At 72.5% G+C, this 25232-nt stretch carries 19 protein-coding genes and 1 pseudogene; 12 read left to right on the top strand and 8 right to left on the bottom strand.

Annotation, left to right across the window (positions count from 1 at the left end; translation table 11 throughout):
- Nucleotides 1-17 precede the first annotated feature (17 nt).
- Entirely contained in the window at nt 18-1445 is a 1428-nt protein-coding gene (locus AB0I49_RS27645; RefSeq protein ID WP_363229815.1) for an amino acid permease, read from the bottom strand.
- Nucleotides 1446-1730: 285 nt separating this feature from the next.
- Nucleotides 1731-3131: an amino acid permease gene (locus AB0I49_RS27640; RefSeq protein WP_363229814.1), complete on the bottom strand. Its 1401-nt coding sequence runs from the start codon at nt 3129-3131 to the stop codon at nt 1731-1733.
- A gap of 289 nt (nt 3132-3420) precedes the next feature.
- Here AB0I49_RS27640 and AB0I49_RS27635 point away from each other — a divergent pair, with 289 nt between their 5' ends.
- Nucleotides 3421-4023 carry a biotin transporter BioY gene (locus AB0I49_RS27635; protein ID WP_363229813.1) on the top strand — a complete coding sequence of 201 codons (603 nt, stop codon included), beginning with the start codon at nt 3421-3423 and terminating at the stop codon, nt 4021-4023.
- Nucleotides 4024-4177: 154 nt separating this feature from the next.
- On the opposite strand, the gene AB0I49_RS27630 is transcribed toward AB0I49_RS27635, so the two are convergent.
- Entirely contained in the window at nt 4178-4879 is a 702-nt protein-coding gene (locus tag AB0I49_RS27630; RefSeq protein ID WP_363229812.1) for an LPXTG cell wall anchor domain-containing protein, read from the bottom strand.
- Between the two features lie 143 nt (nt 4880-5022).
- On the opposite strand from AB0I49_RS27630, the gene AB0I49_RS27625 reads away from it, so the two are divergent.
- Nucleotides 5023-6681 carry a serine/threonine-protein kinase gene (locus AB0I49_RS27625; RefSeq protein WP_363229811.1) on the top strand — a complete coding sequence of 553 codons (1659 nt, stop codon included), beginning with the start codon at nt 5023-5025 and terminating at the stop codon, nt 6679-6681.
- Here AB0I49_RS27625 and AB0I49_RS27620 read toward each other — a convergent pair.
- Nucleotides 6645-8099, bottom strand: coding sequence for an amino acid permease (locus AB0I49_RS27620; RefSeq protein WP_363229810.1), 1455 nt, complete (start codon nt 8097-8099; stop codon nt 6645-6647). The genes AB0I49_RS27625 and AB0I49_RS27620 overlap by 37 nt on opposite strands.
- Nucleotides 8100-8293: 194 nt before the next feature.
- Here AB0I49_RS27620 and AB0I49_RS27615 point away from each other — a divergent pair, with 194 nt between their 5' ends.
- Complete coding sequence (locus tag AB0I49_RS27615) at nt 8294-8779, top strand: ribose-5-phosphate isomerase (RefSeq protein ID WP_363229809.1); 486 nt, start codon at nt 8294-8296, stop codon at nt 8777-8779.
- 104 nt (nt 8780-8883) lie between these two features.
- Nucleotides 8884-9693, top strand: a complete 810-nt coding sequence (locus AB0I49_RS27610; RefSeq protein ID WP_363229808.1) for a DNA-formamidopyrimidine glycosylase family protein — start codon at nt 8884-8886, stop codon at nt 9691-9693.
- A gap of 5 nt (nt 9694-9698) precedes the next feature.
- On the opposite strand, the pseudogene AB0I49_RS27605 reads toward AB0I49_RS27610, so the two are convergent.
- A pseudogene (locus tag AB0I49_RS27605) lies at nt 9699-10881 on the bottom strand (GNAT family N-acetyltransferase).
- A gap of 136 nt (nt 10882-11017) precedes the next feature.
- On the opposite strand from AB0I49_RS27605, the gene AB0I49_RS27600 reads away from it, so the two are divergent.
- The 5 genes from AB0I49_RS27600 (at nt 11018) to AB0I49_RS27580 (ending at nt 17609) form a co-directional block, all read left to right on the top strand.
- Nucleotides 11018-12154, top strand: coding sequence for a PP2C family protein-serine/threonine phosphatase (locus tag AB0I49_RS27600; protein WP_363229807.1), 1137 nt, complete (start codon nt 11018-11020; stop codon nt 12152-12154).
- 153 nt (nt 12155-12307) lie between these two features.
- Nucleotides 12308-13090 (top strand): hypothetical protein, encoded by a 783-nt coding sequence (locus tag AB0I49_RS27595; protein ID WP_363229806.1) that lies wholly within the window; start codon nt 12308-12310, stop codon nt 13088-13090.
- A gap of 150 nt (nt 13091-13240) precedes the next feature.
- Nucleotides 13241-14569, top strand: a complete 1329-nt coding sequence (locus AB0I49_RS27590) for an EsaB/YukD family protein (RefSeq protein ID WP_363229805.1) — start codon at nt 13241-13243, stop codon at nt 14567-14569.
- A gap of 445 nt (nt 14570-15014) precedes the next feature.
- Nucleotides 15015-15977, top strand: coding sequence for a hypothetical protein (locus AB0I49_RS27585; RefSeq protein WP_363229804.1), 963 nt, complete (start codon nt 15015-15017; stop codon nt 15975-15977).
- Between the two features lie 132 nt (nt 15978-16109).
- Nucleotides 16110-17609, top strand: coding sequence for a pyridoxal phosphate-dependent aminotransferase (locus AB0I49_RS27580; protein WP_363229803.1), 1500 nt, complete (start codon nt 16110-16112; stop codon nt 17607-17609).
- A 111-nt stretch (nt 17610-17720) separates the two neighbouring features.
- Here AB0I49_RS27580 and AB0I49_RS27575 read toward each other — a convergent pair whose 3' ends face one another.
- On the bottom strand, nt 17721-18266 hold the full coding sequence (locus AB0I49_RS27575; RefSeq protein ID WP_363229802.1) for a nitroreductase family protein: 546 nt from the start codon (nt 18264-18266) through the stop codon (nt 17721-17723).
- A 100-nt stretch (nt 18267-18366) separates the two neighbouring features.
- On the opposite strand from AB0I49_RS27575, the gene AB0I49_RS27570 reads away from it, so the two are divergent.
- Entirely contained in the window at nt 18367-18861 is a 495-nt protein-coding gene (locus tag AB0I49_RS27570; RefSeq protein WP_363229801.1) for an FBP domain-containing protein, read from the top strand.
- A gap of 105 nt (nt 18862-18966) precedes the next feature.
- Here AB0I49_RS27570 and AB0I49_RS27565 read toward each other — a convergent pair whose 3' ends face one another.
- Nucleotides 18967-20160, bottom strand: a complete 1194-nt coding sequence (locus tag AB0I49_RS27565) for a cation:proton antiporter (protein WP_363229800.1) — start codon at nt 20158-20160, stop codon at nt 18967-18969.
- Nucleotides 20161-20414: 254 nt separating this feature from the next.
- Between AB0I49_RS27565 and AB0I49_RS27560 the strand changes: the two genes are divergently transcribed.
- Both AB0I49_RS27560 and AB0I49_RS27555 read left to right on the top strand, forming a co-directional pair.
- A complete protein-coding gene (locus AB0I49_RS27560) occupies nt 20415-21251 on the top strand; it encodes an ABC transporter ATP-binding protein (RefSeq protein WP_363229799.1) in 837 nt (278 codons plus the stop codon).
- A complete protein-coding gene (locus AB0I49_RS27555) occupies nt 21248-23779 on the top strand; it encodes an FtsX-like permease family protein (protein ID WP_363229798.1) in 2532 nt (843 codons plus the stop codon). The genes AB0I49_RS27560 and AB0I49_RS27555 overlap by 4 nt, the downstream gene beginning before the upstream one ends.
- 49 nt (nt 23780-23828) lie before the next feature.
- On the opposite strand, the gene AB0I49_RS27550 is transcribed toward AB0I49_RS27555, so the two are convergent.
- Nucleotides 23829-24956: an acyltransferase family protein gene (locus AB0I49_RS27550; protein WP_363229797.1), complete on the bottom strand. Its 1128-nt coding sequence runs from the start codon at nt 24954-24956 to the stop codon at nt 23829-23831.
- Nucleotides 24957-25232: the final 276 nt, after the last annotated feature.

Genomic DNA, 25232 nt, shown 5'->3' with positions numbered 1-25232 from the left:
CGGGAGCGTGCGCCGCGTCAGTTCCTGGCGGCTACCGCCCGCTGCCGCACGTACCCGCCGAGTGCCAGTACGGCCGTCAGCCCGGCGGTGAAGTACAGCTGCAGCCGGGTGTCCTCCTCACGGAGCATCAGCGCCAGCACGCCGAGGATGGCGAACAGCGCGATCCACGTCAGATACGGGAAGAACCACATCCGCACGACCAGCCGCTCGGGCGCCTCACGCTGGAGGCGGCTGCGCGACAGCAGCTGGGTGGCGGCGATGAACGCCCACACCACGAGCACGGCGGCGCCGGTCATGTACAGCAGCCACTTGAAGACGGTGTCCGGCCACCAGTAGCTGAGCAGCACCGCGAAGAAGCCGAAGGCGGAGGAGGCGAGCACGGTCAGCCGGGGGACGCCGCCGAAGGTCTTGCCGAGGAACTTGGGGCCCTGGCCGCGGGCCACGAGCGAGTACGACATCCGGGACGCGCCGTAGATATTGGCGTTCATCGCGGAGAGCAGGGCGATCAGCACGATGACGTTCATGATCTGGCCGGCCGCCGGGATGTCCAGGTGGTTCAGGACCGCGACGTACGGGCCGTCCTTGACCACCGACTTGTCGTCCCACGGGATCAGCGTGACGACCACCAGCATCGAGCCGACGTAGAAGAGGGCGATGCGCCACATCGCGGTACGGACCGCCTTGGCGACGCCCCGCACCGGGTGCTCCGACTCGGCCGCCGCGATCGTCACCGTCTCCAGGCCGCCGTAGGCGAACACGGACGCCAGCAGGCCGATGATCAGGCCGTTCAGGCCGTTCGGCAGGAAGCCGCCCGCGCCGGTGAGGTTGTCGCCGCCGGGCGAGCTGGTGCCCGGCAGCAGGCCGAGGACGGCGAGCACGCCCAGCACCAGGAAGATCCCGATCGCGCCGACCTTCAGCGTCGCGAACCAGAACTCGAACTCGCCGAAATTGCCGACGGCCGCGAGGTTCGTACCGCAGAAGAGGATCATGAACAGCAGGACCCACATCCAGGAGGACGTGGCCGGGAACCACGAGACCATGATGGCCGCCGCGCCGATCGCCTCGACCGCGATGCCCACGCACAGCTCGACCCAGAACATCCACCCCGCGGTGAACCCCGCCCACGGGCCTATCGCGCGCTCCGCGTGCACGGAGAAGGTGCCCGACGCCGGATTGGCCGCGGACAGCTCGCCGAGCATCCGCATCACGAGCATCACCAGCAGACCGGAGACCGCGTACGCGAGCACGATGCCCGGCCCGGCCTTGGCGATGCCGGCGCCCGAACCCACGAAGAGGCCCGCGCCGATCACACCGCCCAGCGCGATCATCGACAGGTGGCGCTGTTTGAGGCCGTTCGACAGCGATGCGTCGCCGGGCGCGATCGGGGCGCTTGGCGCGCCGGAGACCTCGCGCTCATGCGCGGAGGACGCAGGTGTCCGAGTCATGGTCGTGGCAGTCCTCAGGCGTGAGATCGGTAAGGAGGGACCTCAGTGTGGGGCGCGTGTTCGCTCAGGACAACAGGCGTGACAGAGGTGTTCGATATTCAGTCCTGATCGTGACTGTGTGTACCTGACTCATCGTCAGAAATATCTCTGTGCGCCATCGTGCGCTGTGCGTTACCGGACTCCGTGCGTCCGAATTCCGCGTTACGGGCGGTGGCTGCGTACGTCCGCGAAGCGCGCTGCGGGGGCGGGGGCGTACGTCCGTGCATCGCCTTGCTTAGGCCCGCGCTACCGCGCCGCGCGCTGCCGCCACTCCCTGAGCAGGGCCACCACCAGCACCACGCCCGTCGCCCCCGCCGACCACAGCAGCTGCGGCCGCGCCGAGTCGTCGAACAGCATCAGCACCAGCACCGTCGCCATCGCGGCCAGCGCCGCCCACGTCAGCCAGGGGAACCCCCACATCCGCAGCGTCAGCCGCTCCGGGTGTTCGCGCTCCAGTTGCCGCCGCAGCCGCAGCTGCGAGGCGGCGATCAGCCCCCAGACGAAGAGCAGCACCGCGCCCACCGCGTTCAGCAGGTACTGGAAGATCGAATCCGGCCATTTCAGGTTCAGCAGCACGGAGACGAAGCCGAAGGCGACCGAGGCGAGCACGGCCCGCCGCGGCACCCCGCCGCCGGCCACCGCCAGCAGCGAGCGCGGCGCCTCCTTGCGCTCCGCCAGCGAGAAGACCATCCGGGACGAGCCGTAGAGATTGGCGTTGAGCGCGGAGAGCAGCGCCACGAACACCACGATGTTCATGATCTGCCCGGCGGCCGGCACCCCGATCGAGTCCAGCACCGCCACGTACGGGCTCTTCCCCGGCCGCATCGAGGACCAGGGGAGGAGGGCGACGATGACGAGCATCGAGCCGACGTAGAAGAAGAGGATGCGCCACACGGCGCTGCGGACCGCGCGGCCCACCGCGCGCCCCGGATCGTCCGACTCGGCGGCGGCGATCGTGACGACCTCCAGGCCGCCGAAGGCGAAGACCACGGCGAGCACGCCGGAGACGACCCCGCTCCAGCCGTTCGGCAGGAACCCGCCCTGCCCCGTGAGGTTGGTGAGACCCACCGCGTGGGTGTCGGGCAGCACGCCGAAGATCGCCAGCAGGCTCAGCGCCAGGAACAGGATGATCGCCGTGACCTTGAGCGTGGCGAACCAGAACTCGAACTCGCCGAAGTTGCGCACCGACGCGAGGTTGGCGCCGGTGAACACCACCATGAACAGCAGCACCCACGCCCACTGCGGCACCGCCGGCACCCAGCCGTTGGCGATCTGCGCCGCGCCCGTCGCCTCCACCGCCAACACGACGACCAGCAGGAACCAGTACAGCCAGCCCACCGAGAAGCCGGCCCACCGCCCGAGCGCCCGCTCGGCGTGCACCGAGAACGCGCCCGAGGCGGGCATGGCCGCGGACATCTCGCCGAGCATCCGCATCACCAGCATCGCGAGCGCGCCCGCGATCAGATACGAGACGACGATGCCGGGTCCCGCGACGGCGATGCCCGCGCCCGAGCCCACGAACAGCCCGGCGCCGATCACCCCGCCCAGCCCGAGCATCGTCATATGGCGCTGCTTGAGCCCGGCGGCGAGGGACTTTCTCGGACCGTCGGCACGGGACTCGACGGGAGGGGGTGCGTCCTGCTGCATAACGCTCGTGACTCCCGAGGCGAGGTGTGGTCAGAGGGGTCGATGTGTGGTCAGAAGGACCACAGTGTCCCCGCGCCCGGCCGCGCCGCGCAAACCCCCGGCGCCGCGTGACAAGCCTCACGCGCCGGGCGGGAACGCGCGAAACCCCAGGCAGGCCGGGAAACCACGGTCCCGATCGGAACTCTCCAAGACCGGCCGCGCGGCTTTGTCACCGCCATACGGTGATCGCGGAGAGCCCCTCCGCTAACGTCGCACTGTCCTCAACCGCCCTTGACCCCGCGGAGTACCGATGGCCACCGCCGCCGCCACAGCTTCCCGGACCGGTACGGTCCTCGCCGATTTGCTCCCCGCCTCGACCGGCGCACGGGCCCGCGTCCGCGACGCCGCCCTCGTCCTCGGCGGGGCCGCCCTCACCGGCGTCGCCGCCCAGATAGCCGTCCCGGTCCCGGGCTCCCCGGTCCCGGTCACCGGCCAGACCTTCGCCGCCCTGCTGGTCGGCACCGCCCTCGGCGCCCGCCGCGGCTTCCTCTCCCTCGCGCTGTACGCCCTGGTCGGCATGGCCGGCATGCCCTGGTTCGCGAACGGCGCCGCGGGCGCGGGCGGCGCGACCTTCGGCTATGTGCTGGGCATGCTGCTCGCCGCGACCGTCGTCGGCTCGCTGGCCCGCCGCGGCGCCGACCGCTCCCCGCTGCGCACCGCGGGCGCCATGGCGCTCGGCTCCGCGCTGATCTACGGAATCGGCGTCCCCTACCTCGCGCTGAGCACGCACATCTCGCTCTCCGCCGCCGTCGCCGCCGGTCTGACCCCGTTCCTCATCGGTGACGCGCTCAAGGCCGCGCTCGCGATGGGCGCGCTGCCCGCCGCGTGGAAGCTGCTCGGCCGCCGAGGCTGATCACGGGGCACACGCTCGTACGGGCCGGGGCCCGCGTCCGACAGGGATCGGACGCGGGCCCCGGCGCTGTCCGCGGGGGGTCCCGCGCGCTGACGCGCCGGACCCGCGCGGTCCGTTCCGCGCTGTACTTCGGTGACGCTCCGGCGCGCCGCGCTCAGCGGCGGCCGTGCTTGCGGGTCGTGAACCAGATCCCCGCCGCGCCCGTGACCAGCAGCACCACGGCGATCCCGCCGGTCAGCGGGAGGGACGACGGCGTGCCCGTACTGGGCAGCTCGCTCTGGCCCGGGTCCGGAGCCGGGCTCTTCCCCGACGAGCCGGCCGGCACGTTCCGCGTGCCGAGCAGCAGCGGGGTGTCGGGCGCGTCGGAGCTGGTGTCGGTGGTGCCGAACTGGACCGGGCCCTGCTGCCACAGCAGCGTCTTGGTGTCGCCCAGGGTGACCGGGAGGCAGATCTGCCCGGCCTTGTTCAGATCGAAGCTCGCGTCGACCTGGTAGCTGCGGCTCTTTCCCGTGGCCAGTTTATCGATGGCGCAGACGAATCCGCTGTTCGAGCCCGTGGGCAATTGTGCGGTCGGGATGGCGGTGCAGCCCTTGACGGCCTCGATGCGCATCCCCTGGTACCCCACGACGCTGAGCCGGATCGCGTCGGTGTCCTTGGCACCCTTGTTGGTGACCTTCGCGGTCAGAGCGGTTTTCCCGGTCTTTTTGTCGACGGAGATCTTGGCCGGCAGCTCCGTGGTGATCTTGTAGCCGGCCGGGGCGCTCGCCCCCGGACTGCCGCCCTCGCTGCTGCCGGGCGACGGCTCGGCGGCCAGCGCCTCGAAGGGCAGCAGCAGCACCGCACCGGTGACGGCCACCACCCATAAGGATCGTCGCTGATTACTTCGTCGCATTTTCGTTCCCCCCTATCTGTAGTCTCTACAGAAGTATTTGAATAGGTACCACAAGATTGCGTTCGCGAGGGGTACGGGAAGTCATTTCCGTAATGGGGGCGGGCCTGGTGGTAAACGAGAGCGGCGAGGTGCGGGGGCGATTGGTGGTCGATCGCTACCGGCTGCTGGAATTGATCGGGCGGGGCGGAATGGGCCGCGTGTGGCGCGCCTACGACGACGTGCTCGGCCGGCCCGTGGCCGTCAAGGAGATACGGCTCGACGAACTCGTCGGCGAGGACAGCGCCGTGGCGCGCGAACGCAGTCTGCGCGAGGCGCGGGCCACCGCCCGTATCGACCACCCCAACGTCGTGCGGGTCTACGACGTGGTGGACGAGGACGACCGGCTGTGGATCGTGATGGAGCTGGTGGACGCCCGGTCGATGGAACAGGTTCTGACGGGGGACGGCCCGGTGACGCCGCGCGAGGCCGCGCGGATCGGGCTCGGCCTGACCCGCGCGCTGCGCTCGGTGCACGCCGTCGGCGTGCTGCACCGCGACATCAAACCGGGCAACGTCCTGCTCACGGTGCGCGGCCGGATCGTCCTCACGGACTTCGGCATCGCCGCGATGCAGGACGCGGCGGCGCTGACCATGGCCGGCACGCTGGTCGGCTCGCCGGAGTACATGGCCCCGGAGCGCATCGAGGGCCGCGAGCAGGGGCCGCCCTCGGACCTGTGGTCGCTCGGGGCCACGCTGTGCGCGGCGGTCGGCGGCCGGTCGCCGTTCATGCGGGCGACGACGCTGGCCACGCTGCACGCCGTGCTGTACGAGGAGCCGCAGATCCCGGACGCGGCGGGCCCGCTGCGTCCGCTGCTGACGGAGCTGCTGAGGAAGGAGCCGGCGCGCCGGCCGACGCTCGACGAGACCGAGGAGAGGCTCGCGCCCCTGGCCGAGCCGGAGCCCGAGCCGCGGCCGCACCCGCCGACCGTCCTCGCCGAGCAGCCGCCGCTCGTGTCGCCCCCGCGGGAGCGGCCCGTGCCGCCCCGGCGGCAGCGGCGGGAACAGCGGCACCCCGCCCCGGCCCACGACCCCACCGTGGCCGACGCGCCCGTGCGCGACGCCCCGCCCCGCACCGCGCGGCGCAGGACGGTGATGATGGCGGCCGCCGCCGTGGCGGCGGTCTCGGTGGTGACGGCCGGGGGGGTCTTCGCCCTCCAGGGGCCGGACACCGGCGGTGCGGCGTCCCCCGGCTCCTCGGCCGCGCGGAGCGGCGCGGCCTCCTCGCGGGAGACGCCGCCGACCGGTTCGGCGAGCGGTTCCGCGGCTGGTTCTGCGACTGGTTCGGCGAGCGGTTCGCAGGCGGCGGACACCGCCGCGGCGCAGCGCGAGGAGGACGGTTTCAGCTGGGCCCCGCCCGCCGGCTGGAACCGCACCCAGCGCAGCCCGAGCGACATCAGCTACAGCCCGAAGGACGGCACCGTCGAACTGTCGGCCTCCCAGGGCCGTACGACGGAGGACCTGCTGACGCACTGGCAGCGCTTCGAGCGGGACTACCAGGGCCGGCCGGGTTACGAGAAGCAGCGGCTGGAACGCACCACGTTCCACGGCAACCCGGCCGTGATCTGGGAGTACGCCTTCCTCCAGGGCGGTCAGCCGGGCCACGGCCGGCAGCTCGGCTTCACGCACGGGGGCCGTACGTACCAGGTCAGCGTCTGGTACCTCGACCCCGCGCGCGCCACCGCCCTCGACGTCTACTCGCGGGCCAAGGACTCGTTCCGCACCCGGTGACGGCGGCGGTCCAGGATCAGGCCGACGGCCAGCACCAGCACGCCCACGACCACGGACATGATCATCTGCTTGCGGCCCGTGTCGTCGTAGAACATGTAGCCCACCACGAAGATGATCAGCGCGATGGTCGCGTAGGTCAGATACGGGAAGAGCCACATCTTGACCGTGTGCCGCTCGGGCATCTCGCGCTCGATGACCCGGCGCATCCGCAGCTGCGAGAAGCAGATGACGAGCCAGACGAAGAGCGCGACCGCGCCGGACGAGTTGAGCAGGAAGTTGAAGACGGTGTCCGGCGAGGTGTAGTTGAAGATGACGGCGACGAAGCCGAAGGCCACCGAGGACCAGATCGCGACGGCGGGCACGCCCCGCTTGTCGACCTGGCCGAAGGACTTGGGCGCGTCACCGCGCCGGCCGAGCGAGAAGGCCATGCGCGAGGCGGTGTAGAGGCCGGAGTTGAGACAGGAGAGCACGGCGGTCAGCACGATCACGTCCATGACGGTGCCGGCGTGCGGGATGCCGATCTGGTTGAGCACGGCGACGTACGGGCCGACCTTGACGATCTCCGGGTCGTTCCACGGCAGCAGCGTCACGACGAGGAGGATCGAGCCCAGGTAGAAGATGCCGATGCGCCAGATCACGCTGTTGGTGGCCTTGGCGACCATCTTCTCGGGGTTCTCGGACTCGCCCGCCGCCAGGGTGACGATCTCGCTGCCCATGAAGGAGAAGACGACGAGCAGCATGCCGGAGAGGATGGTGCCCGGCCCGTTCGGCAGGAAGCCGCCCTGCCCGGTCAGGTTCCCCAGGCCCACCGCGTGGGTGTCCGGCAGCACGCCGAAGACGGCGAGGGCCGCGACGAGGATGAACACGCCGATCGCCACGACCTTGATGCCGGCGAACCAGAACTCGAACTCGCCGTACGAGCCGACGGAGACGAGGTTGGTCGCGGTCAGGAGGATCATCACGATCAGCGACCAGCCCCACTGCGGGACGGCCGGTATCCACCCGTTGAGGATGGTCGCGCCGGCGGTCGCCTCGACGGCGAGGACGACGGCCCAGAAGAACCAGTACAGCCAGCCGATGGTGAACCCGGCCCAGCGGCCGAGCGCGCGGTCCGCGTAGGCGGAGAAGGACCCGGAGACCGGGTCGGCGGCCGCCATCTCGCCGAGCATCCGCATCACGAGGACGACCAGGAGGCCGGCGAGCGCGTACGAGATGAGGATGCCGGGTCCCGCCTTGGCGATGCCGGCGCCGGAGCCGACGAACAGGCCCGCCCCGATGACGCCGCCGATGGCGATCATCGAAAGGTGTCGATTTTTCAATCCGGCCTTGAGGCTGTCTTGAGGTTCATGAGAATCTGAGGTGCTGCTCGGATCACCGGTGGCCGACGCCTTTGTCGTGATCGGTGGTGTCGCGCTCATATTTGTGCACGTTCCTTAGCTGCAGTCTTTGGCAGGACGGCGTCCCGCAACCGGTATGCAGGCGGTTACGGGTCCAGGCATTACAGCTTTTCGAAGGCGTCTTATGGAAGCCCCTGATCCGTAATGCTGTATTCACCCTCGGTAGCAGCACCCTGAAGCGTCTGCCCGCTCTCCGGCGTGCCACACTCGACGCCATGCGCGTGTACCTCGGCTCCGACCATGCCGGTTACGAACTCAAGAACCACCTCGTCGAGTGGCTCAAGGCCCACGGCCACGACCCCGTCGACGTCGGTCCGCACCTCTACGACGCCCAGGACGACTACCCGCCGTTCTGCCTGCGGGCGGCGGAGCGGACCGCCGCGGACCCGGAGAGCCTGGGCATCGTGATCGGCGGCTCCGGCAACGGCGAGCAGATCGCCGCCAACAAGGTCAAGGGCGTACGGGCCGCACTGGCCTGGAGCGAGCAGACCGCCCAGCTCGGGCGCGAGCACAACGACGCCAACGTGCTGTCCGTGGGCGGCCGGATGCACACCGAGGAGGAGGCGACCCGGTTCGTCGAGATCTTCCTCAACACCCCGTACTCCGGCGAGGAGCGGCACACCCGCCGCATCGAGATGCTGAGCGCGTACGAGGCCACGGGCGAGCTGCCGCCCATCCCGGCCCACCACCCCCAGCCGTAACACCGGCCCTCCGGACGGCCGGACCGTCGCCGCGACAACGGCGACGGTCCGGCCGTCCGGCGCGCCGTCTCCCCGCCGCCGCCTCAGTCCCCGAAGGACGGACCGTGCCCGAGGGTCACACCATCCACCGCCTCGCCGAGGACCACCGCGAACTCTTCGCGGGCCGGCCGGTGCGGGCGAGCAGCCCGCAGGGCAAGTTCTCCGACAGCGCCGCGCTGATCGACGGCCGGAAGCTGACCGCGGCCGAGGCGCACGGCAAACACCTCTTCCTGGGCTTCGGCGCGACCGGCTGGGTCCATATCCACCTCGGGCTCTTCGGCAAGCTGGGCTTCGGCGACGCGCCCGCGCCGCCGCCGACCGCGACCGTACGGCTGCGGCTCGCGAACCCCGGCGCGTACGCGGACCTGCGCGGGCCCACCACCTGTGCGCTGATCACCGATGGCGAGAAAGCGGCCATACACGAGCGGCTGGGGCCCGACCCGCTGCGGGCGGCCGACGACGGCGAGCGCGCCTGGGCCCGGATCTCCCGCAGCCGTACGAGCGTCGCCGCGCTGCTCATGGACCAGAAGGTGATCGCGGGCGTCGGCAACGTCTACCGCGCCGAGGTCCTGTTCCGGCACGGCATCGATCCGTACCGGCCGGGCCGCGATCTCACCCGCGCCGAATGGGACGCCGTCTGGTCGGACCTGGTCGCCCTGATGCGGCAGGGCGTGCGCAACAACCGCATCGACACCGTGCGTCCGGAACACGAGCCCGAGGCCATGGGCCGCCCGCCGCGCGTCGACGACCACGGCGGCGAGGTCTACGTCTACCGGCGCGCCGCGCAGCCGTGCCACATCTGCGGCAGCGAGATCCGCACCGCCGACCTCGCCGCCCGCAACCTCTTCTGGTGCCCCGCCTGCCAGGCGAGGTAGACCGCTCAGAAACTGTGCGGCAGCCAGGGGGCCACCGCGCTCCCGAACGCCGTCGCCGCCTCCCCGAGCGCGCCCTCCCGGACCTCCCGCACCCGGCCGGCCGCGGCGAGCGCCGTCAGCGACACCCCGCCCAGATAGGCCGCGCCCAGCTCCCGCACGGACAGCTCCAGATCCGCCGGGTCCCCGGTCCGCTCGCAGGACGCGCCCTTGGCGTCGCCGGTCAGCCGCCAACGCCCCTCGTTCCAGGGACAGAAGGGGTCCGCGACGTCGAACACCACGTCCACCGGCGTCTGGTACGTACGCGCCGCCAGCGCCTCCCCGACATCCACCAGCCGTACGAACAGCGACTCCCGCACCCCGAGCCGGCACCGCCGGTCATCGCTCACCAAATGCCACAACGGATCATCGACCGGTCGGCTCTGGACGGAAATCTTCGTCGTCAGGTCGATGCCGAACAGATAGCGCCACAGGGCGGCGTACGCGGCCGGGGTCAGCGCCTCGATGCCGCGCAGCAGCACCGTTCCGTCCGGCCCGGCCGGCGTCCACCCCGGACGGACCGCGTAGCGCGCGTACCCCACGGTCTCGCCGTCGACCTCCGCCAGCACGCACTTGAGGGGCGACGCGCCCTCCCGTCCGGACTCCAGATCGAACGTCATCAGCCGGTCCCAGCCCGGCTGCCGCGCCAGCATCCCGGGCCGCAGGCGCGTACGGGCGGGAGGGGGCGGGGCGGTGGGGGCTCGTAGGAGGCGTAAAGCGTGATTTGCGGGCCCAAGATGAGGGCACCTGAGGCAACATCTCGCACGGGCCCGTAAATCATGCAGCCCCGGAGGGCCCCCACCGCCCCGCACCCGACCCGACACCGCACCCTGCGCGCCCCCGACCCCCCGGCACCCGCAGCCGTACGTCATCGGCGCCCTCCGGCACCGCGAGCCGCACCAGAGCGGCGTCGATCTCGGCGCTGACCGCCCGGGTCGCGCCGCCCGGCACCGTCAGCCGGAACGCGACGGCCCCGGCCGTCCCGACCACCTCGCCGTCCTCCCACGCCCCGATGGGCCGACCGGTGTCGAACAGTTCCCGCCACAGCTCCTGCTTCTCCACAGGCACCGGGACACCCCCGAAGGCCAGCTCCAACGCCCCGAACCACTGGTCCCAGTCGGCGGGCGCGAGGGCCCGTATTTCTGTCGTCATCGTCCATGCCTAGCAGCGCTTCCCCGCCCGAGCGAACGGGTTTCGCATACGATTGCCCTCCCGGCGGACGCGGCACCGGTTCCGCTCGTATCACGAATCGACGCACCGCCGAAGGGGTGGATAGGGTCCCGATGCAATGACTGGCGCTGCCGACACCCCGACGGCCCGGATGCGCAAAGCACTGCACCGGGCCCGCGTCGGCGTGCGCAAGGCCGGGGTCGACTACTTCCGAGGCGACGGCTCCGACTGGATCGCGCTCGCCGCCCTGCTCCTCTCCGTCCCCGCCATCGCCGCCGCCACCGTCGCCCAGCCCGCCTGGTGCGCGCCCTCCGCCCTCGTCCTGCCGATCGTCGCCGGCGGGCTGCTGCTGCGCCCCGCCAGCCTGCTCGCGCTGTACGCCGCCGCGGCCACCGCCCTCATCGTGGAGTCCGCGATCCTCGGCCCGTACACCGACGGCGCGGACCGGGTCACCCCCGGCACCATCCTGGTGGTCGCCGCCGTGGGCTTCTTCGGGCTGCTCATCGCCCAGTTCCGCAGCCGCGTCGGCGTCCCCTGGAGACGCGGCGGCACCATGCTCTTCGACCTCCGAGAACGCATCCGGGTGCAGAGCAAACTGCCCCAACTGCCGCGCGGCTGGCACCGCGAGATGGCGCTGCGCCCGGCCGGCGGCCAGTCGTTCTCCGGCGACTTCGTCGTCGCGGCCCGTACGAACGGCGGCCGCACGCTCGAAGTCGTCCTCACCGACGTCTCCGGCAAGGGCATGGACGCGGCCTCCCGCGCCCTGCTGCTCTCCGGGGCCTTCGGCGGCCTGCTCGGCTCGCTGCCGCCGCACGCCTTCCTGCCCGCCGCCAACGGCTATCTGCTGCGCCAGGACTGGGACGAGGGCTTCGCCACCTCGATCCATCTCGTCCTCGACCTCGACAGCGGCGACTACGAACTGCTCTCCGCGGGCCACCTGCCCGCCCTCCAGCTCTCCGCGGGCACCGGCCGCTGGGAGGAGATGGCCGCCGAGGGGCCGCTGCTCGGGGTCTACGACGGCGCGCAGTTCGACCCGATCAAGGGCACGCTGCGCCCCGGCGACGTGCTGATGCTCTTCACCGACGGGCTGGTCGAGACGGCGGAGCGGGACCTCACCGAGGGGATGGACCGGCTGACGGGGGAGGCCGACCGCTATGTGTCCTCCGGCTTCCACGGCGCGGCCTGGCATCTGATCGAGGCCGTGGCGAAGGACGTCAACGACGACCGGGCGCTGCTGCTCATCTGCCGGGACTGAGCGCCGGCCGCCCGGTCGCGCCCTGGTCGGCTGCGGTCGGCGATGCTCGCCCATCAGCTTGCGGGGCAGGCCCCGCGTCGCCGGAGAATGGCGGGACGAGGCGGGGCGCCGACCGCATGGGGTTCTCCGCTTGCTCGGGTCAGGAAGGCCGCTATGTGCCCCTCGAACGTCGCTTCACCTTCGAACAGCGGGGCGCACACGCCCCGTTTCGATGAATTGCTGGGTACGGACTTCGACGGCGAGCCGACCGGCGACCCGGACGACGTGATCTGCGAGGGGCTGGACGACGCCCGCCACCGCGAACGCGTACCCGCGCTCGTGGAGTTGATGAACGACCCGGCGGCCCCCGCGCGCGAACGCCTCCTCTCCTGCCTGGCCCTGACGACCTGGGCGGAACCGGCCGGGTACGAAGCCGTCATCACGGCCGCCGAAGCGCCGCGCGCGACGCCCTGGTACGGGGTCCTCACCGGCCGCGCGCTGCCGGTGGACAGCACCTTCGCCCATCTCGTGGTCGCCGTCGCCGACAGCGACGACATGGCCGGGCAGAAGGGCACGGCGGCACTGCGGACCGAGGCGTTCCGGGCCCTGGTGCGGATCGCCGACGGCGAATACCTCGGCTACCTGGGCAGCGGGCCGGGCGAACCGCTGGACCCCGTCGTGGCCGGGGCCGTCGCCCAGGACATGGCCGACGCCGTGGCCCGCGGCGCGGCGTCGCTCGCCGCCGCCCGCGCCCGTGCCCGTACGCCGCTCGGCTTCGGCTTCGACTTCGACGTGCTCGCGCAGCTCACGGCCCTGGCGGACGCGGTGGCGGCCGTCGACGCACGGCTGGGGGCGGACCTGGCCGGGCGGCTGGCGGAGGCGGGGCGGGCGGCGGACCGCGACGTCCGGGCGGGCCGTCCGATGCCCGCACTTCGGGGCGACGGGCTGGCGGGCTGACGTGCTGACGGGCTGACGTGATGACGGCCGACTGCGTGCGGCGGACGCGGCAGGGGCCGTCGTCGCTGCCGGGCCGGTACGGCGGCGGGCGGCTCTGGCGGCGCTTCGCCGGGCCCGGGTGCGGCGGCGGCTCGATGATAGGTTCGGCCGGTGGTGAGCGTGGGGGCGGGGCAGCGTACAGGACTGAGCCGGGTCACTCTGGTCGGCGACCGTCGACGGGTTGACCTGCTGCTTCCCTCGACCGACCCCGTCGGCCGGCTTCTGCCGGACATCCTCCGGCTCCTCGACGACCAGAACTCCGGCCCGGCCGCGGCACGGCACCTCGTGACCGTCGACGGCACCGTGCTCGCCCCGGACGCCACGCTCGGCGGGGCCGCCGTGCCGGACGGCTCCGTGCTGCGGCTCGTACGGGCCGACGACGCGTCGCCCGCGCCTCTCGCCCCCACCGCCGCGGACGTACGGACCGTGCGCTGGCGGCCCGCCGTGCGCCGCCGGACGGCGGGCGCGGCGACGTTCGTCCTGGCCGTCGCCGTGGGCGTGCTGACGCGTACGAGCGTCGACCACGCCACCGCGGCGGCGGCGCTGGCGGGGGCCGGGCTGGTGGCGGCCCTGCTCGGAGCGGTCGCGGGACGGTCCCGCGGCCATGAACCGGGCGCCGCCCTCATGCTCAGCGGCGGGGCCCTCGGCCTGATCGCCGCGTGGACGGCGGCGGACGCGTACGCCTGGCCGTGGCCGGGGCGGCTGGCGATGGTGGCGGGGGCGCTGGGGCTGACGCTGCTGCTCCTGGGCCTCTGCTCGCCCGTGGGGCGCGGCGGGTTGACCGGGGCGGGGGCGGTCGCGGCGACGGCGGCCGTCTGGGAGGCGGTCGCCGCCGTGGAGGGCGATACGGCGCGGCTCGGCGCGGTGCTGGCCGTCGTCTCGGTGGCGGCGCTGGGTGTGCTGCCGCGGCTGGCCCTGACAGCGGCCGGGCTCACCGCCCTGGACGACCACCGCTCGGGCGGCGCGTCCGTGAGCCGCCACGAGGTGGACATCGCCCTGGCCGCGACGCACCGGCACTTGACGCTTCCGACGGTGGTCACCGCGGCCTCCGCCACGGCGGCCGGCCTGCTGGCCGTCACCACGGCCACGTGGTGGACGGTGCCGCTGACGTGTGTCCTGGTGGTCGTCCTGTTGGCGCGCGCTCGGGCCTTCCCGCTGGCGGCGGAGGTGGTAGCCCTGCTGACGGCCGCCGCCGTCCTGCTCGTACGCCTGACGGCGCTGTGGCTCACCGATACGGACGTCTCGCCCTACGCCCCGTTGGCCGCCCTGACCGTGGTCGCCGTTCTCCCCCTGGCCGCCCTGACGCCCGGCCCGCCGCAGCGGCTGCGGACCCGCCTCCGCCGTCTGACCGACCTGGCCGAGACCGCCGGCGTCATCGTCCTGTTCCCGCTGGTGATCGGGGCGCTGGGCGGGTACGCGCTCCTGCTCGACGTGCTCTGAGAGGCGGAGAAGAAACGATATGGCTGACGACGGTATCGCGCGCGGCGGCGGACGCCCGTCCCTCCGGGGAGGCGAGGGCTCGGGCCCGCCCCCGGCGGCGAGCGGGCCGGCCGGCCGGGGGTCCGTACCGGCGGAGCCGCCCGCACCGGGCAGTGAGCCGCCGGTGCGGCCTGTTCCGTCGCAGGGCGCAGGCGCACAGGGCGCAGGCGCACAGGTCGCACCGTCCGTACCGGTCGCACCGGGCGTGGGGCCGGACGTCGGGTCGCCCGTGCAGGCTCCCGACGCTTCGCGCGGCGCCCGGCCGCCGGGGCAGGCGGTCGGCTTCCCCGCGCCGCCGCCCGGCGGACCGCCTTCGTACGCCGCCGCCCCGGCGACACAGGCGTTCACCACCCCGTACGCCCTCCCGCTTCCCCCGAATGCCCCCGGTGCTCCACGCGCCGGTCAGATGCCTCCGTACGCCGTGCCGCCCCGGCCTCGCACCGCGCCCGGCGGACGGGGGCGCGGCGCCGGGGTCGAGGACCTGGTCAAGGGGCGGCCGCGCAGCGGGGATTCGGCCGCGAAGCGGACCGGGCGGGCCGTGCGGCGGATGGTGGGCGCGTCGGCCGCGCGGGAAGTGGCCGAGGCCACGCGGGTGGCGCAGGCGGTGCAGCAGCCGGTCGCCGGCGGGCGGCAGATCGTCGTGACCAGCATCCGCGGCGGCGCGGGCAAGACCACCGTCGCGGCCCTGCTCGGGCGTACGTACGCGCACTACCGGCAGGACCCGGTGCTGATGCTGGAGGCCGATCCGGCGCTCGGCACGCTGCCGGTGCGGCTCGCGGCGCCCGCCGTGCGGTGGACCTGCGGGGACCTCGCGCAGATCATCGAGCCGACCATGCAGCTCACCGACATCACGGGGTACCTGGTCCAGCTGCCCGACCGGGGCTGGCTGCTCCCCGGCAGCCAGGGCCGGGTCGGCGCCCGGCTGGAACTGGCCGAATACCGCTCGGTGATGGTGGCGCTGCGCCGCTACTTCGGCGTCACGGTCGTGGACTGCGAGACGCTGCCCAGCGAGCTGTCCCGCACCGCCCTGGCCGCCGCCCAGGCGCGGGTGCTCGTCGCGCCCGCCACCGTCGAGGGCGTCACCAGCACCCGCGCCGTACTGGACTGGATGGCCTCGCTGCCCCGGCCGCTGATGCTGCCGGGCACCGTCGTGGTGCTCGCCGCGTCCTCCCCGCACATGGCGCTCGACGTGGCGGCGGCCGGCGCGCACCTCCAACTGGACGGCGTGCGCGTGCTGATGCTCCCGTACGACCGCCACCTCGCCGCCGGCGGTCCGATCCGTACGGATCTGCTCGGCGAAGCCACTCGCGAGGCCGCCGTCCGGCTCGCCGCCGACGTGCTCGACCGGGCGGTGAACGAGACGCGGTGACCGGCGATCGGCGCGTCGGCCACCGCGCCACGCGACCGATTCGCCTCCTTTTCATCCTCCGCGATTTCCCGAAAGATAGGGAAAGGCAGGGGCTTTCCCGGAAAGTCCCACCTGTCCAGGGAGGAATCCGCGATGACCTCGAACGTGAACCCGAAGGACGCAGGCAAGGAAGCCAGGGAAGCCGGGGCGGCCCAGGCGGTGCGGCGCGGCCCCGAGGAGATCACCGCGCTGCTCGCCGCGGCCGCCGACCCGGAACAGCGGCTCGCCGTCCACCAGGAGCTGTACCCCGAGGTGGTCAACCTCGCGACGGCGGAGAACGTCCTGGTCTATCCGTCGCTGCGGGACAACGTATTCGAACGGCTCGGCGTCCTGGAGCAGCGGGACGTCAAGTACGCCCCCTCGTACGGGAGTGCGGAAATCCGCGCCGATATCGCGGCGATGCTGCGCCCGGCGCTCTCCCAGGACCTCACCGCCGACGACGTCTTCGGCACCGCGGGCGTATCGGCCGCCCTGGAATGCCTGGCATTCGCGCTCCGGGAAGGCGGCGTCCTCCGCGACGGCGACCGCGTGCTGCTCCCCGCCCCCTACTGGCAGGGCTTCAACTGGTGTTTCGAGCAGCGCCCCGAGCTGGTCTGCGTCCCCGTACACCTCCGTGAGCTGGGCGAAGAGCACTTCGACCTCACACTGGAGGACATCCAGCACTTCTACCGGACCCAGCCGGAACCCCCGAAGCTGCTCGTCCTCACCAACCCCAACAACCCCTTGGGCGACAACTACAGCAAGGACCTGCTGGAGAGCGTCTACCGGTGGGTCCTCAACGAGACGGGGATGCACATCATCTCCGACGAGATGTACGCGCATTCCCAGCTCACCGGCGCCGTACCGGAGTTCGTCAGCGCCCTGTCCCTGGCCGCGTACAAGAACAATCCGGAGGCGCGGGACCGCGTCCACGTCGTCTGGGGATTCGCCAAGGACTTCGGAATGTCGGGCCTCAAGGCCGGAATCGTGATCTCACGGTCGCCGATGGTCCAACTGGCCATGAAGGGAATCAAGGACAAGCAGAACAGCTACTCCTGGTTCACTCCGTTCGACTCGCTCAAACACTTCGTCATCGGCAAGATGCTGAAGACCACGATCGGCGGAAAGAGCTACCCCCTCGAATTGATGCGGCAATACCGGGGTTGGCTGACGACCGCGTTCGAGGAAACCCGCGCCGCGCTCGACAGTGGCCGCCTCCCGTACCGCTACCGCGAAGGGCAGAACGCCGCGCAGTTCTTCTGGCTCGACCTGCGCGCCTATCTGCCTCCGCGGGGCACCGCCGTGATCCCGCCGGAGATCGGGCCGCACTTCCCGCAGCCCGAGCGCGTACCGGAGCCGTTCGCCGCCGACGCCGAGAAGCAGGGGACGGCGGCCCTGCCGATCCTGTTCCCGAACATCTCCAGCGAGGAGGAGTGGCTGCGCTGGTACATCGCCACCTACGCCCAAGTGCAGTTGCTGCCGGGCCAGTTGCTGTCCTGCGCCGAGCCGGGCTACTTCCGGCTGTGCTACACCGCCGTCGACACCGCGGACGTCGTCGCGTCCGTACAGCGGGTCGCCGACCTCCTCGCGCCATGGTCGAACGGCGCCCGCTGACGCGCCGGGCCCGTCCCCGGCCCGGTCCATGGACGGGCCGGGGGAGGCCGCGCCGCCCCGGAAAGCGCGGCGAGGGTCCGCGCCGACGGGCGCCACCCCTTCCGGCAGCCGTCAGCCGGCCGGTTCGTCGGGGATCTCGGTGACCAGTTCCGCCAGCGGCAGCCGCCCGGTGGGGATCGCCGACTTCCCGGCCGGCGCCGGAGCCGGATACCCGAGGGACAGGGCGGTGCGTACCCGCCACGGGGGCGCGACCCGGCACAGCGGCCCGGCCCGGTCGGCGTTCGCGGCGGGGAAGAACGACGCGGGGCAGCTGCCCAGCCCCTGGACGTGGGCGGCCAGCATCATGTTCTGCGCCGCGCGCCCGGCGTCGAACTGCGCGTCCTCCCCGCCCGCGGTCTCCTCCACCGCGAGCGCGATCACCACGGGCGCGGCGGCGAGATGCCCCGCGTACGCGCCCAGGCGCGCCAGCTGCCGGCGGATCGCTCCGCTGCGCACCACCACGAACCGCCACGGCTGCCGGTTGCGCGCCGAGCCGGTCCAGCGCCCGGCCTCCAGCACCGCACGCAACTGCTCCTCGCGTACGGGTTCGTCGGTGAACCACCGGGTCGCCCGCAGCGACGTCAGCGCCGGGGTCAGGGGGTCGGTCGGTACGGGCATCACGAGTCCTCAAGGGGGAGAGACGCGGGGCGGGGAGCCATCCAACCTAAGCATTTTAAGTGTTTGCCTAATAGAAATAGGCGCTGTTAGCGTCCGAACCATGAGGGCAGTGAGTGAGCAGGACATCCGCGCGTCGTTCGTCAATTGCTCCAAAGGAGAGGCGAAGCGGCTCGCGGTCCCCCGTGACCTCGACGAGCGGCGCTGGGACGACCTGGACTTCCTGGGCTGGCGCGACCAGGGAGCCCCCGACCGCGGCTACCTCGTCGCCGAGCGCGGCGGCGAACTGACCGGCGTGGCGCTGCGCGCCTCCGCCGGCCGGCGCGGCCTGCTCCACCGCGGCATGTGCTCGCTCTGCCTGACCACGCACCCCGGCGACGGCGTGTCGTTGATGGCGGCCCGCAAGGTCGGCCCGGCAGGGCGGCAGGGCGACTCGGTCGGCGAGTACATCTGCTCCGACCTCGCCTGCTCCCTCTACATCCGGGGTAAGAAGACGCCGCAGGCGGGCGGGCGCTTCGAGGAGTCTCTGACGGTGGAGGAACAGGTCGCGCGCATGCGCGGCAACCTGTTCGCCTTCCTGGACAAGCTCACCGGCTGAGCCCGCGACAGGAGCCGAGCCGCGTACGGGCCCGCCGGCAGTCCCCGGCCGGCCCGCGCGAACTCGTCGGTCGGCCCGCGCGACCCGTCGGCCGGCCGGTGTGCGTCACACCCGCTCCGAGGCCGGTGACGACAGCGCCCCGCCGCCGCCCGGCGGCTGTGCGGGACCGCCCGGCAGCAGCCGCGCGAGCCACTCCGAGCGGCCGGCGGCCAGCGGGCCGAGTACGGCCAGGACGAGCACGTACCCCGCGATGAACGGGGAGAGCTGCGGATCGAGCCCCGCCCCGGCGGCCATCGTGGCGAGGATCAGCGCGAACTCGCCGCGCGCCAGCAGCGTCGTGGAGATGTTCGCTGCGGGCTGCGGGCCGAAGCCGTAGAGGCGGGCGGCCACGAGCCCCGCGGCCACGTTCATCACCAGCGTCACCGCGACCGCGATCAGCACCGGCGCGAGCACGCCCGGCAGGTCGCCCGGGTCGATCGAGAGCCCGAACGCGAAGAAGAAGATCGCCCCGAACGCGTCGCGCAGCGGGTGCACCAGCGTCCGGATGCGGTCGCCCGAGCTCGTACTGCCGAGCATCAGACCCACCATGAACGCGCCGATGGCGTCCGCGACCCCGAACCACTCGGAGACGCCCGCGACGAGGACGGCGACGCCCAGGAACGAGATGACGAGCAGCTCGTCGTCCTTGGTGTGCATCAGCTTGCCGATGAGCCGGGTGCCCCAGCGGGCCGCGACCGCGAGCAGCAGCAGGAAGCCGAACGCCTTGGCCGCGTCTCCCGCCGCCGACGCCAGGCTGTCCGCGCCCGACAGGATCGGCTGGAGGGCGGCCAGGTAGAGGGCCAAAAAGATGTCCTCGACCACGATGATGCCGAGGATCGGCTTGGTCTCGCCGTTGCCGAGCCGGCCGAGGTCGACGAGGACCTTGGTGACGATCGCGGACGAGGAGATGCCGAGCACACCGGCGAGGACCAGCGCCTCGGAGGTGCCCCAGCCGGTGGCGAAGCCGAAGGCCAGGCCCGCGCCGACGTTCAGCGCCAGATACGCGCCGCCCGCCAGGGCCATCTTGCGGCCGCCGGTCTTGAGGTCGTCCAGGTGGAATTCGAGCCCGAGGTAGAAGAGGAGCAGGACCAGGCCGAGCGCGGAGAGCATCTCCAGGTCGTGCGGGTCCGCGACCAGCACGATGCCGGGCGTGTGCGGGCCGAGGAGGATCCCGGCCAGGATGAAGAGGGGGATGGTCGGCAGGCCGATGCGGCCTCCGACGCGGGCGAGGACGGCTGCCGCCAGAAAAGCGCCGCCCATGGCGATGAGGGTGTCTGCGTGTCCGATGGCTCCTCCAGAGTTCGGCCGGACGGTGTTCATTCGGTCAAGGGGGAGTCAAGAAAAGGCGAGTAGTTAGTTTACCAAACGATTCTGGGGTGGTTACGCCCAGCGCCTCTGGTGGTGCTGCCCCCACCCCCGGTCCACCGGTCGGCGCCATGGCCTTGACCTGCGCCGGAACCGTAGGTTTCCGATGTCGACCACAGTGCGGGAACCACGAGACGAGAGGCGGGGCCATGGGGCTGCGCGGCAAGCGACAGAGTGACGACCGGGCCGGGGGCGGTGCGCCGGGGGCGGCGGACGTCACCGCGGGCACCGGCGACTGGGCCGTCGAACTGCGCGGGGTCTCCCGCCGCTACGGCCGCGGGACATCCGCCGTCCACGCCCTGCGCTCCCTCGACCTCGCCCTCCCGCGCGGCAGCTTCACCGCCGTGATGGGGCCCTCCGGCTCGGGCAAGTCGACCTTCCTCCAGTGCGCGGCCGGGCTCGACCGCCCGTCCGAGGGTTCCGTACGGCTCGGCGGCACCGAGATCACCGGCATGAACGAGAACAAGCTGACCGAGCTGCGCCGCAGCCGCCTCGGCTTCGTCTTCCAGTCGTTCAACCTGCTCCCGTCGCTGACCGTCGAGCAGAACGTAGTCCTCCCGATGCGTCTCGCGGGGGAGCGGGCCGACCGACGGCGCGCCGCGGAGGTGCTCTCCCAGGTGGGCCTCGGCGACAAGAGCGCCCGCCGCCCCGGCGAGCTCTCCGGCGGCCAGCAGCAGCGCGTCGCCATCGCCCGCGCCCTGATCACCCGCCCGGACGTCGTCTTCGCGGACGAGCCCACCGGCGCGCTCGACACCGGCACCGCGGCCGAGGTGCTCGGCCTGCTCCGGCACGCCGTCGACACCCTGGGCGCCACCGTCGTCATGGTCACCCACGACCCGGTCGCCGCCGCCTGGTCCGACCGCGTCCTCTTCCTCGCGGACGGCTCCATCGCCGACAGCCTCCACCGCGCCTCCGCCGACCAGATCGCCGGCCGGATGGTCTCGCTCACCGCCCGGCCGGGCTCCTTCGAGGGCGCGGCGGCGTGAACAAGCAGGCAAACGCCCCCAAGGCGGGCACCAACGGACTGGCCCGCGCGGCCGTCCGCTTCAAACCCGCGTCCTTCGTGGGGACCTTCGTCGCCCTGCTGATGGCCGCGATGATCGTCTCGGCCTGCGGCATCCTCCTGGAGACCGGCATACGGGCCTCCGCGCCGCCCGAGCGGTACGCCGGGGCCCCCGTGGTGGCCGCCGCCGACCAGAAGGCGCACTACGTGACCGGGCACGGCGAGGACCGCGAGAAGGAGTCCGAGCCGCTCCCGGACACGGCCCGCCTCGACGCCTCGCTCACCCGCACGATCGCGCAGGCCCCCGGCGTCTCGGCGGCGATCGCGGATGTCACCTACCCCGCGCACCTCAAGGCTGCCGGGAGCACCGCCCCCGTCACCGCCCACGGCTGGGGCTCGACCGCCTTCACCCACACCGAACTCGCCACCGGCAGTGCCCCGCGCCCCGGGCAGGTCGTCCTCGACGAGGCCACCGCCCGCGCCGCGCACGCCGAGACCGGTGACCGCGTCACCCTGGACACCCCCGGCGGCGCCCGCGACCTCACCGTCGCCGGTACGGCCCGTACGACACGTACCGCCCATACGGCCGCGCCCACCGCCTGGCTCGCCGACGCCCAGGCCGTCCAACTCTCCGGCCACCCCGGCAAGATCGACGCGGTCGCCGTGCTGCCCGCGGACGGCACCTCCGCGGGCCGTCTCGCGCACTCCGTCGAGCAGGCCGTCGGCAAGGCCGCCCAGGTGCACACCGGCGACGACCGCGGCGCCGTCGAACAGCCCGCGCTCGCCCAGTCCAAGGAAATGCTGATCGCGCTCGGCGGCTCCTTCGGCGGCATCGCGACCATGGTCGCGATCTTCACCGCGGCCGGGACCGTCGCCCTCTCCGTCGGCCAGCGGGCCCGCGAGTTCGCGCTGCTGCGCGCCATCGGCGCCACCCCGCGCCAGATCCGCCGTTCCGTCGCCGCCGAGGCGCTGCTCGTCGCGCCCCTCGCCGGAGCGCTCGGCTGCCTGCCCGGCATCGCCCTCGCGCGCTGGTGGTTCGGGCAGCTGAAGGAGAAGGGCGCGGTCCCGGACGCCGTGCACCTCGCCGTCTCCGGCATCCCGCTCGCCGCCGCCGTCGGCGTGGGCCTGCTCACCGCGCTCGGCGCCGGGGCCGCCGCCGCCCGCCGACCCGCCCGCATCAAGCCCGGCCAGGCCCTCGGCGAAGCCGCCGTGGAACGCTCCCGCCCCGGCGCCGTCCGTACGGTCCTCGGCGTCGCGGCCCTCGCCGGCGGCGTCGCCCTGGCCATCGTCGCGGCCACCCTGACCGGCGACGACGCGGCCAACACCGCCTCCGGCATCGTCATGCTCTTCATGCTCGGCGTCGGGCTGCTCGGCCCGCTCGTGGCCCGCCTGTGCGCCTGCCTCATCGGCCTGCCGATGCGGGCCGGACCCGCCGCCGCGCACCTCGCCTCCGTCAACTCCCGCGCCAACTCGCGCCGCCTGGCCTCCGCGATCACCCCGATCGTGCTGGCCATGGCCTTCGCCTCGACGCTGGTGTTCATGCACACCAGCGAGGACCACGCCCGCCAGGCGCAGCAGCGCGCCGGCATCACCGCCGACCATGTGATCTCCGCGCCCGGCGGGCTGCCGGCCGGCACGGCGGCGAAGGCCGCGGCGGTCCCCGGCGTCGAGACGGCCGTCGGCCTGCTCCGCACGAGCGTGCTCTACACGTCCTCGGCGACCGACGGGCCGCTGACCGCCTCCGCGCAGGGCGTCGGCGGCACCGGCGCCGACCTGCGCGCCGTCCAGGACCTCGACGTCCGCGGCGGCAGCCTCGACGCCCTGGGCCCGGGCAAGGCCGCGATCGACGCCAACCTCGCCTCCAGCGCCGAAGTGCAGGTCGGCGACCGGATCTCCCTGGTCCTGCCGGACGGCACGAAGGCCCGCCCCGAGATCGTCGCGACCTACGGCCGGGGGCTCGGCGTCTCCCAGGTCACCATGGACCGTACGGCCCTGGCCCCGCACGTCACCGCGGGCTTCGACAGCGGCGTGCTGGTACGGGACGCGCGCGGCGCCGACGCGCGGCAGGTCGCCGGGAAGCTCGCGCCCCTCGGCGACGTGACGGACCGCGCGGGGTACGCGGCCGCCGAGGACCGGGACCGCGAGGTCTCCGCCTGGGCCAACACCCTGATGGCCGCGGTGCTCGGCGGCTTCGCGGCCGTCGCCGCCGTCAACACCCTGGTGATGACCGTCTTCGACCGCCGCCGCGAACTCGGCACGCTGCGGCTCATCGGCTCCACCCGCCGCCAGGTGCTCGGCATGGTCCGCTGGGAGGCGCTGCTGGTGGCTCTCGCGGGCATCGTGCTCGGCACGGCGATCGCGCTCGCCACGCTCGTACCGATGATGCGCGGCCTCACCGGCGCGGGCCCCTACATACCGCCGGCCCTCTATGGGAGCTTCGCGGGAGCGGCCGTGGTGCTGGGCCTCGCGGCGACCTCGCTGCCCGCCCGCGCGGTGCTGCGCCGGCGCTGACCGGCGGCGGTACGGACGTAAGTCTCAGGAGCCGGTACGCACGTACGAGTCAGGAGCCGGTACGGGTACGGGCCCGTGCCGGCTCCGCGGCGTCCTTCCGGAACGCCCACGCCATCTTCGGCTCCATGGCGAACCGGAACACCTTCCGCACCGGCGGCGAGCACAGCACTGTGATCATCGCGATCGCGAGGACCGTCACCACGATCTCGCCCAGCGGGGTGCGCACCCACGGGTGCTCGTCGTACCAGCCCCACCAGCGGGACAGCTTGATCACGAAGCCGTGCAGCAGATACCCGTACAGGGTCCCCGCGCCGAGCGCCGTGAACCATGTCCGCCGCCTCGGGACCAGGGCCAGGAAGGCGGCCGTGAGCACCATGGCGCAGCCGAAGAGGGCCAGCTCCATGACGGGCGCGGTCCACATGGAGACGCCCAGGTCCTGCACGGCCGAATTGTGGTAGAACCACGCGCTGTTCATCCGGGGCGCGGCCCAGTAGGCGAAGACGACCGCGCAGAGCGCCACCGGCACGGCCGCGATCCGCACCGCTCTGCGCCGGACCAACTGGAAGTGCTCCGGCTTGAGATGGAGCCCTATCACGAAGAACGGCAGGAACTGGAGCACCCGCTTCATGTCGAAGTCGCTGCCGACGTGCGGGGACATGGCGGCGAGCACCGCGATCACCAGCGACAGCGGCACCGGCCAGCGGACGAGCTTCCAGATGGGCGTGGTCAGCCGCCAGATGAAGAGCGCGGCCAGGAACCAGTTCAGATACCAGGGGTTGGTGAGGCTGATGGCCTCCGGAGGGGAGTCGTCCGCCCAGTGCTGGAAGAGCGTGTACGCGACCTCGAAGATCACGTACGGCACGGCCACCCCGGTGATCAGCCGCTTGAGCTTGGCCGGGCTGAGGTCGAAACTCCGGGAGAAATAGCCGGAGATGAGGATGAAGGCCGGCATATGGAAGGCGTAGACGGTCATATAGAGCGCCATGGCCGCGCGGCCGCCGTGCGTGAGGGGCTCCCACGCGTGGCCCATGGCGACGAGAACTATCGCCAGATACTTCGCGTTGTCGAAGAAGGGGTCGCGCTGCCCGGCCTTCGGAGCCGCGGGCGGCGCGGGGGCGTTCTGCCTTTCGGGCGTCGAGTCCACTGTGCGTACGGGGGGCATGGCCGCGTGGAACATTTGAGGCACCCTAGTGGCGAAACCCCGAATGCGTAAAACTTTGTCCAGGGATATTCACCGGGTATTCATCAATTCCCCGCACGGCGGCTAGATCTCGTCCGTTCCGGGCCCTTTGAGGCGGCCCGTCCTCCCCAAAAGGGGCAAAAGATCAGCTTGTTCGGTATCAGGAATATCCCGCTGTGTTCGAGAACGTCATGGTTTGCGAAGCGAAATGATCAGGCCGATCTGAGTCAATGCGCCAGGTCGGCCGAATACCGTCCCATGGGCCGGCGCCCG

Source organism: Streptomyces sp. NPDC050617, assembly GCF_040654795.1.
GTDB lineage: Bacteria > Actinomycetota > Actinomycetes > Streptomycetales > Streptomycetaceae > Streptomyces.
Note: the sequence above shows the minus strand (reverse complement) of the source record. Positions and strands in the feature narration are given on the sequence as shown.

Bases quoted from the DNA above. Each gene is read 5' to 3' on its own strand.
- AB0I49_RS27645 (WP_363229815.1), bottom strand. From the start codon at position 1,445: ATGACTCGGACACCTGCGTCCTCCGCGCATGAGCGCGAGGTCTCCGGC.
- AB0I49_RS27640 (WP_363229814.1), bottom strand. From the start codon at position 3,131: ATGCAGCAGGACGCACCCCCTCCCGTCGAGTCCCGTGCCGACGGTCCG.
- AB0I49_RS27635 (WP_363229813.1), top strand. From the start codon at position 3,421: ATGGCCACCGCCGCCGCCACAGCTTCCCGGACCGGTACGGTCCTCGCC.
- AB0I49_RS27620 (WP_363229810.1), bottom strand. From the start codon at position 8,099: ATGAGCGCGACACCACCGATCACGACAAAGGCGTCGGCCACCGGTGAT.
- AB0I49_RS27615 (WP_363229809.1), top strand. From the start codon at position 8,294: ATGCGCGTGTACCTCGGCTCCGACCATGCCGGTTACGAACTCAAGAAC.
- AB0I49_RS27600 (WP_363229807.1), top strand. From the start codon at position 11,018: ATGACTGGCGCTGCCGACACCCCGACGGCCCGGATGCGCAAAGCACTG.
- AB0I49_RS27595 (WP_363229806.1), top strand. From the start codon at position 12,308: ATGTGCCCCTCGAACGTCGCTTCACCTTCGAACAGCGGGGCGCACACG.
- AB0I49_RS27585 (WP_363229804.1), top strand. From the start codon at position 15,015: ATGCCTCCGTACGCCGTGCCGCCCCGGCCTCGCACCGCGCCCGGCGGA.
- AB0I49_RS27580 (WP_363229803.1), top strand. From the start codon at position 16,110: ATGACCTCGAACGTGAACCCGAAGGACGCAGGCAAGGAAGCCAGGGAA.
- AB0I49_RS27575 (WP_363229802.1), bottom strand. From the start codon at position 18,266: ATGCCCGTACCGACCGACCCCCTGACCCCGGCGCTGACGTCGCTGCGG.
- AB0I49_RS27570 (WP_363229801.1), top strand. From the start codon at position 18,367: ATGAGGGCAGTGAGTGAGCAGGACATCCGCGCGTCGTTCGTCAATTGC.
- AB0I49_RS27565 (WP_363229800.1), bottom strand. From the start codon at position 20,160: ATGGGCGGCGCTTTTCTGGCGGCAGCCGTCCTCGCCCGCGTCGGAGGC.
- AB0I49_RS27560 (WP_363229799.1), top strand. From the start codon at position 20,415: ATGGGGCTGCGCGGCAAGCGACAGAGTGACGACCGGGCCGGGGGCGGT.
- AB0I49_RS27550 (WP_363229797.1), bottom strand. From the start codon at position 24,956: ATGTTCCACGCGGCCATGCCCCCCGTACGCACAGTGGACTCGACGCCC.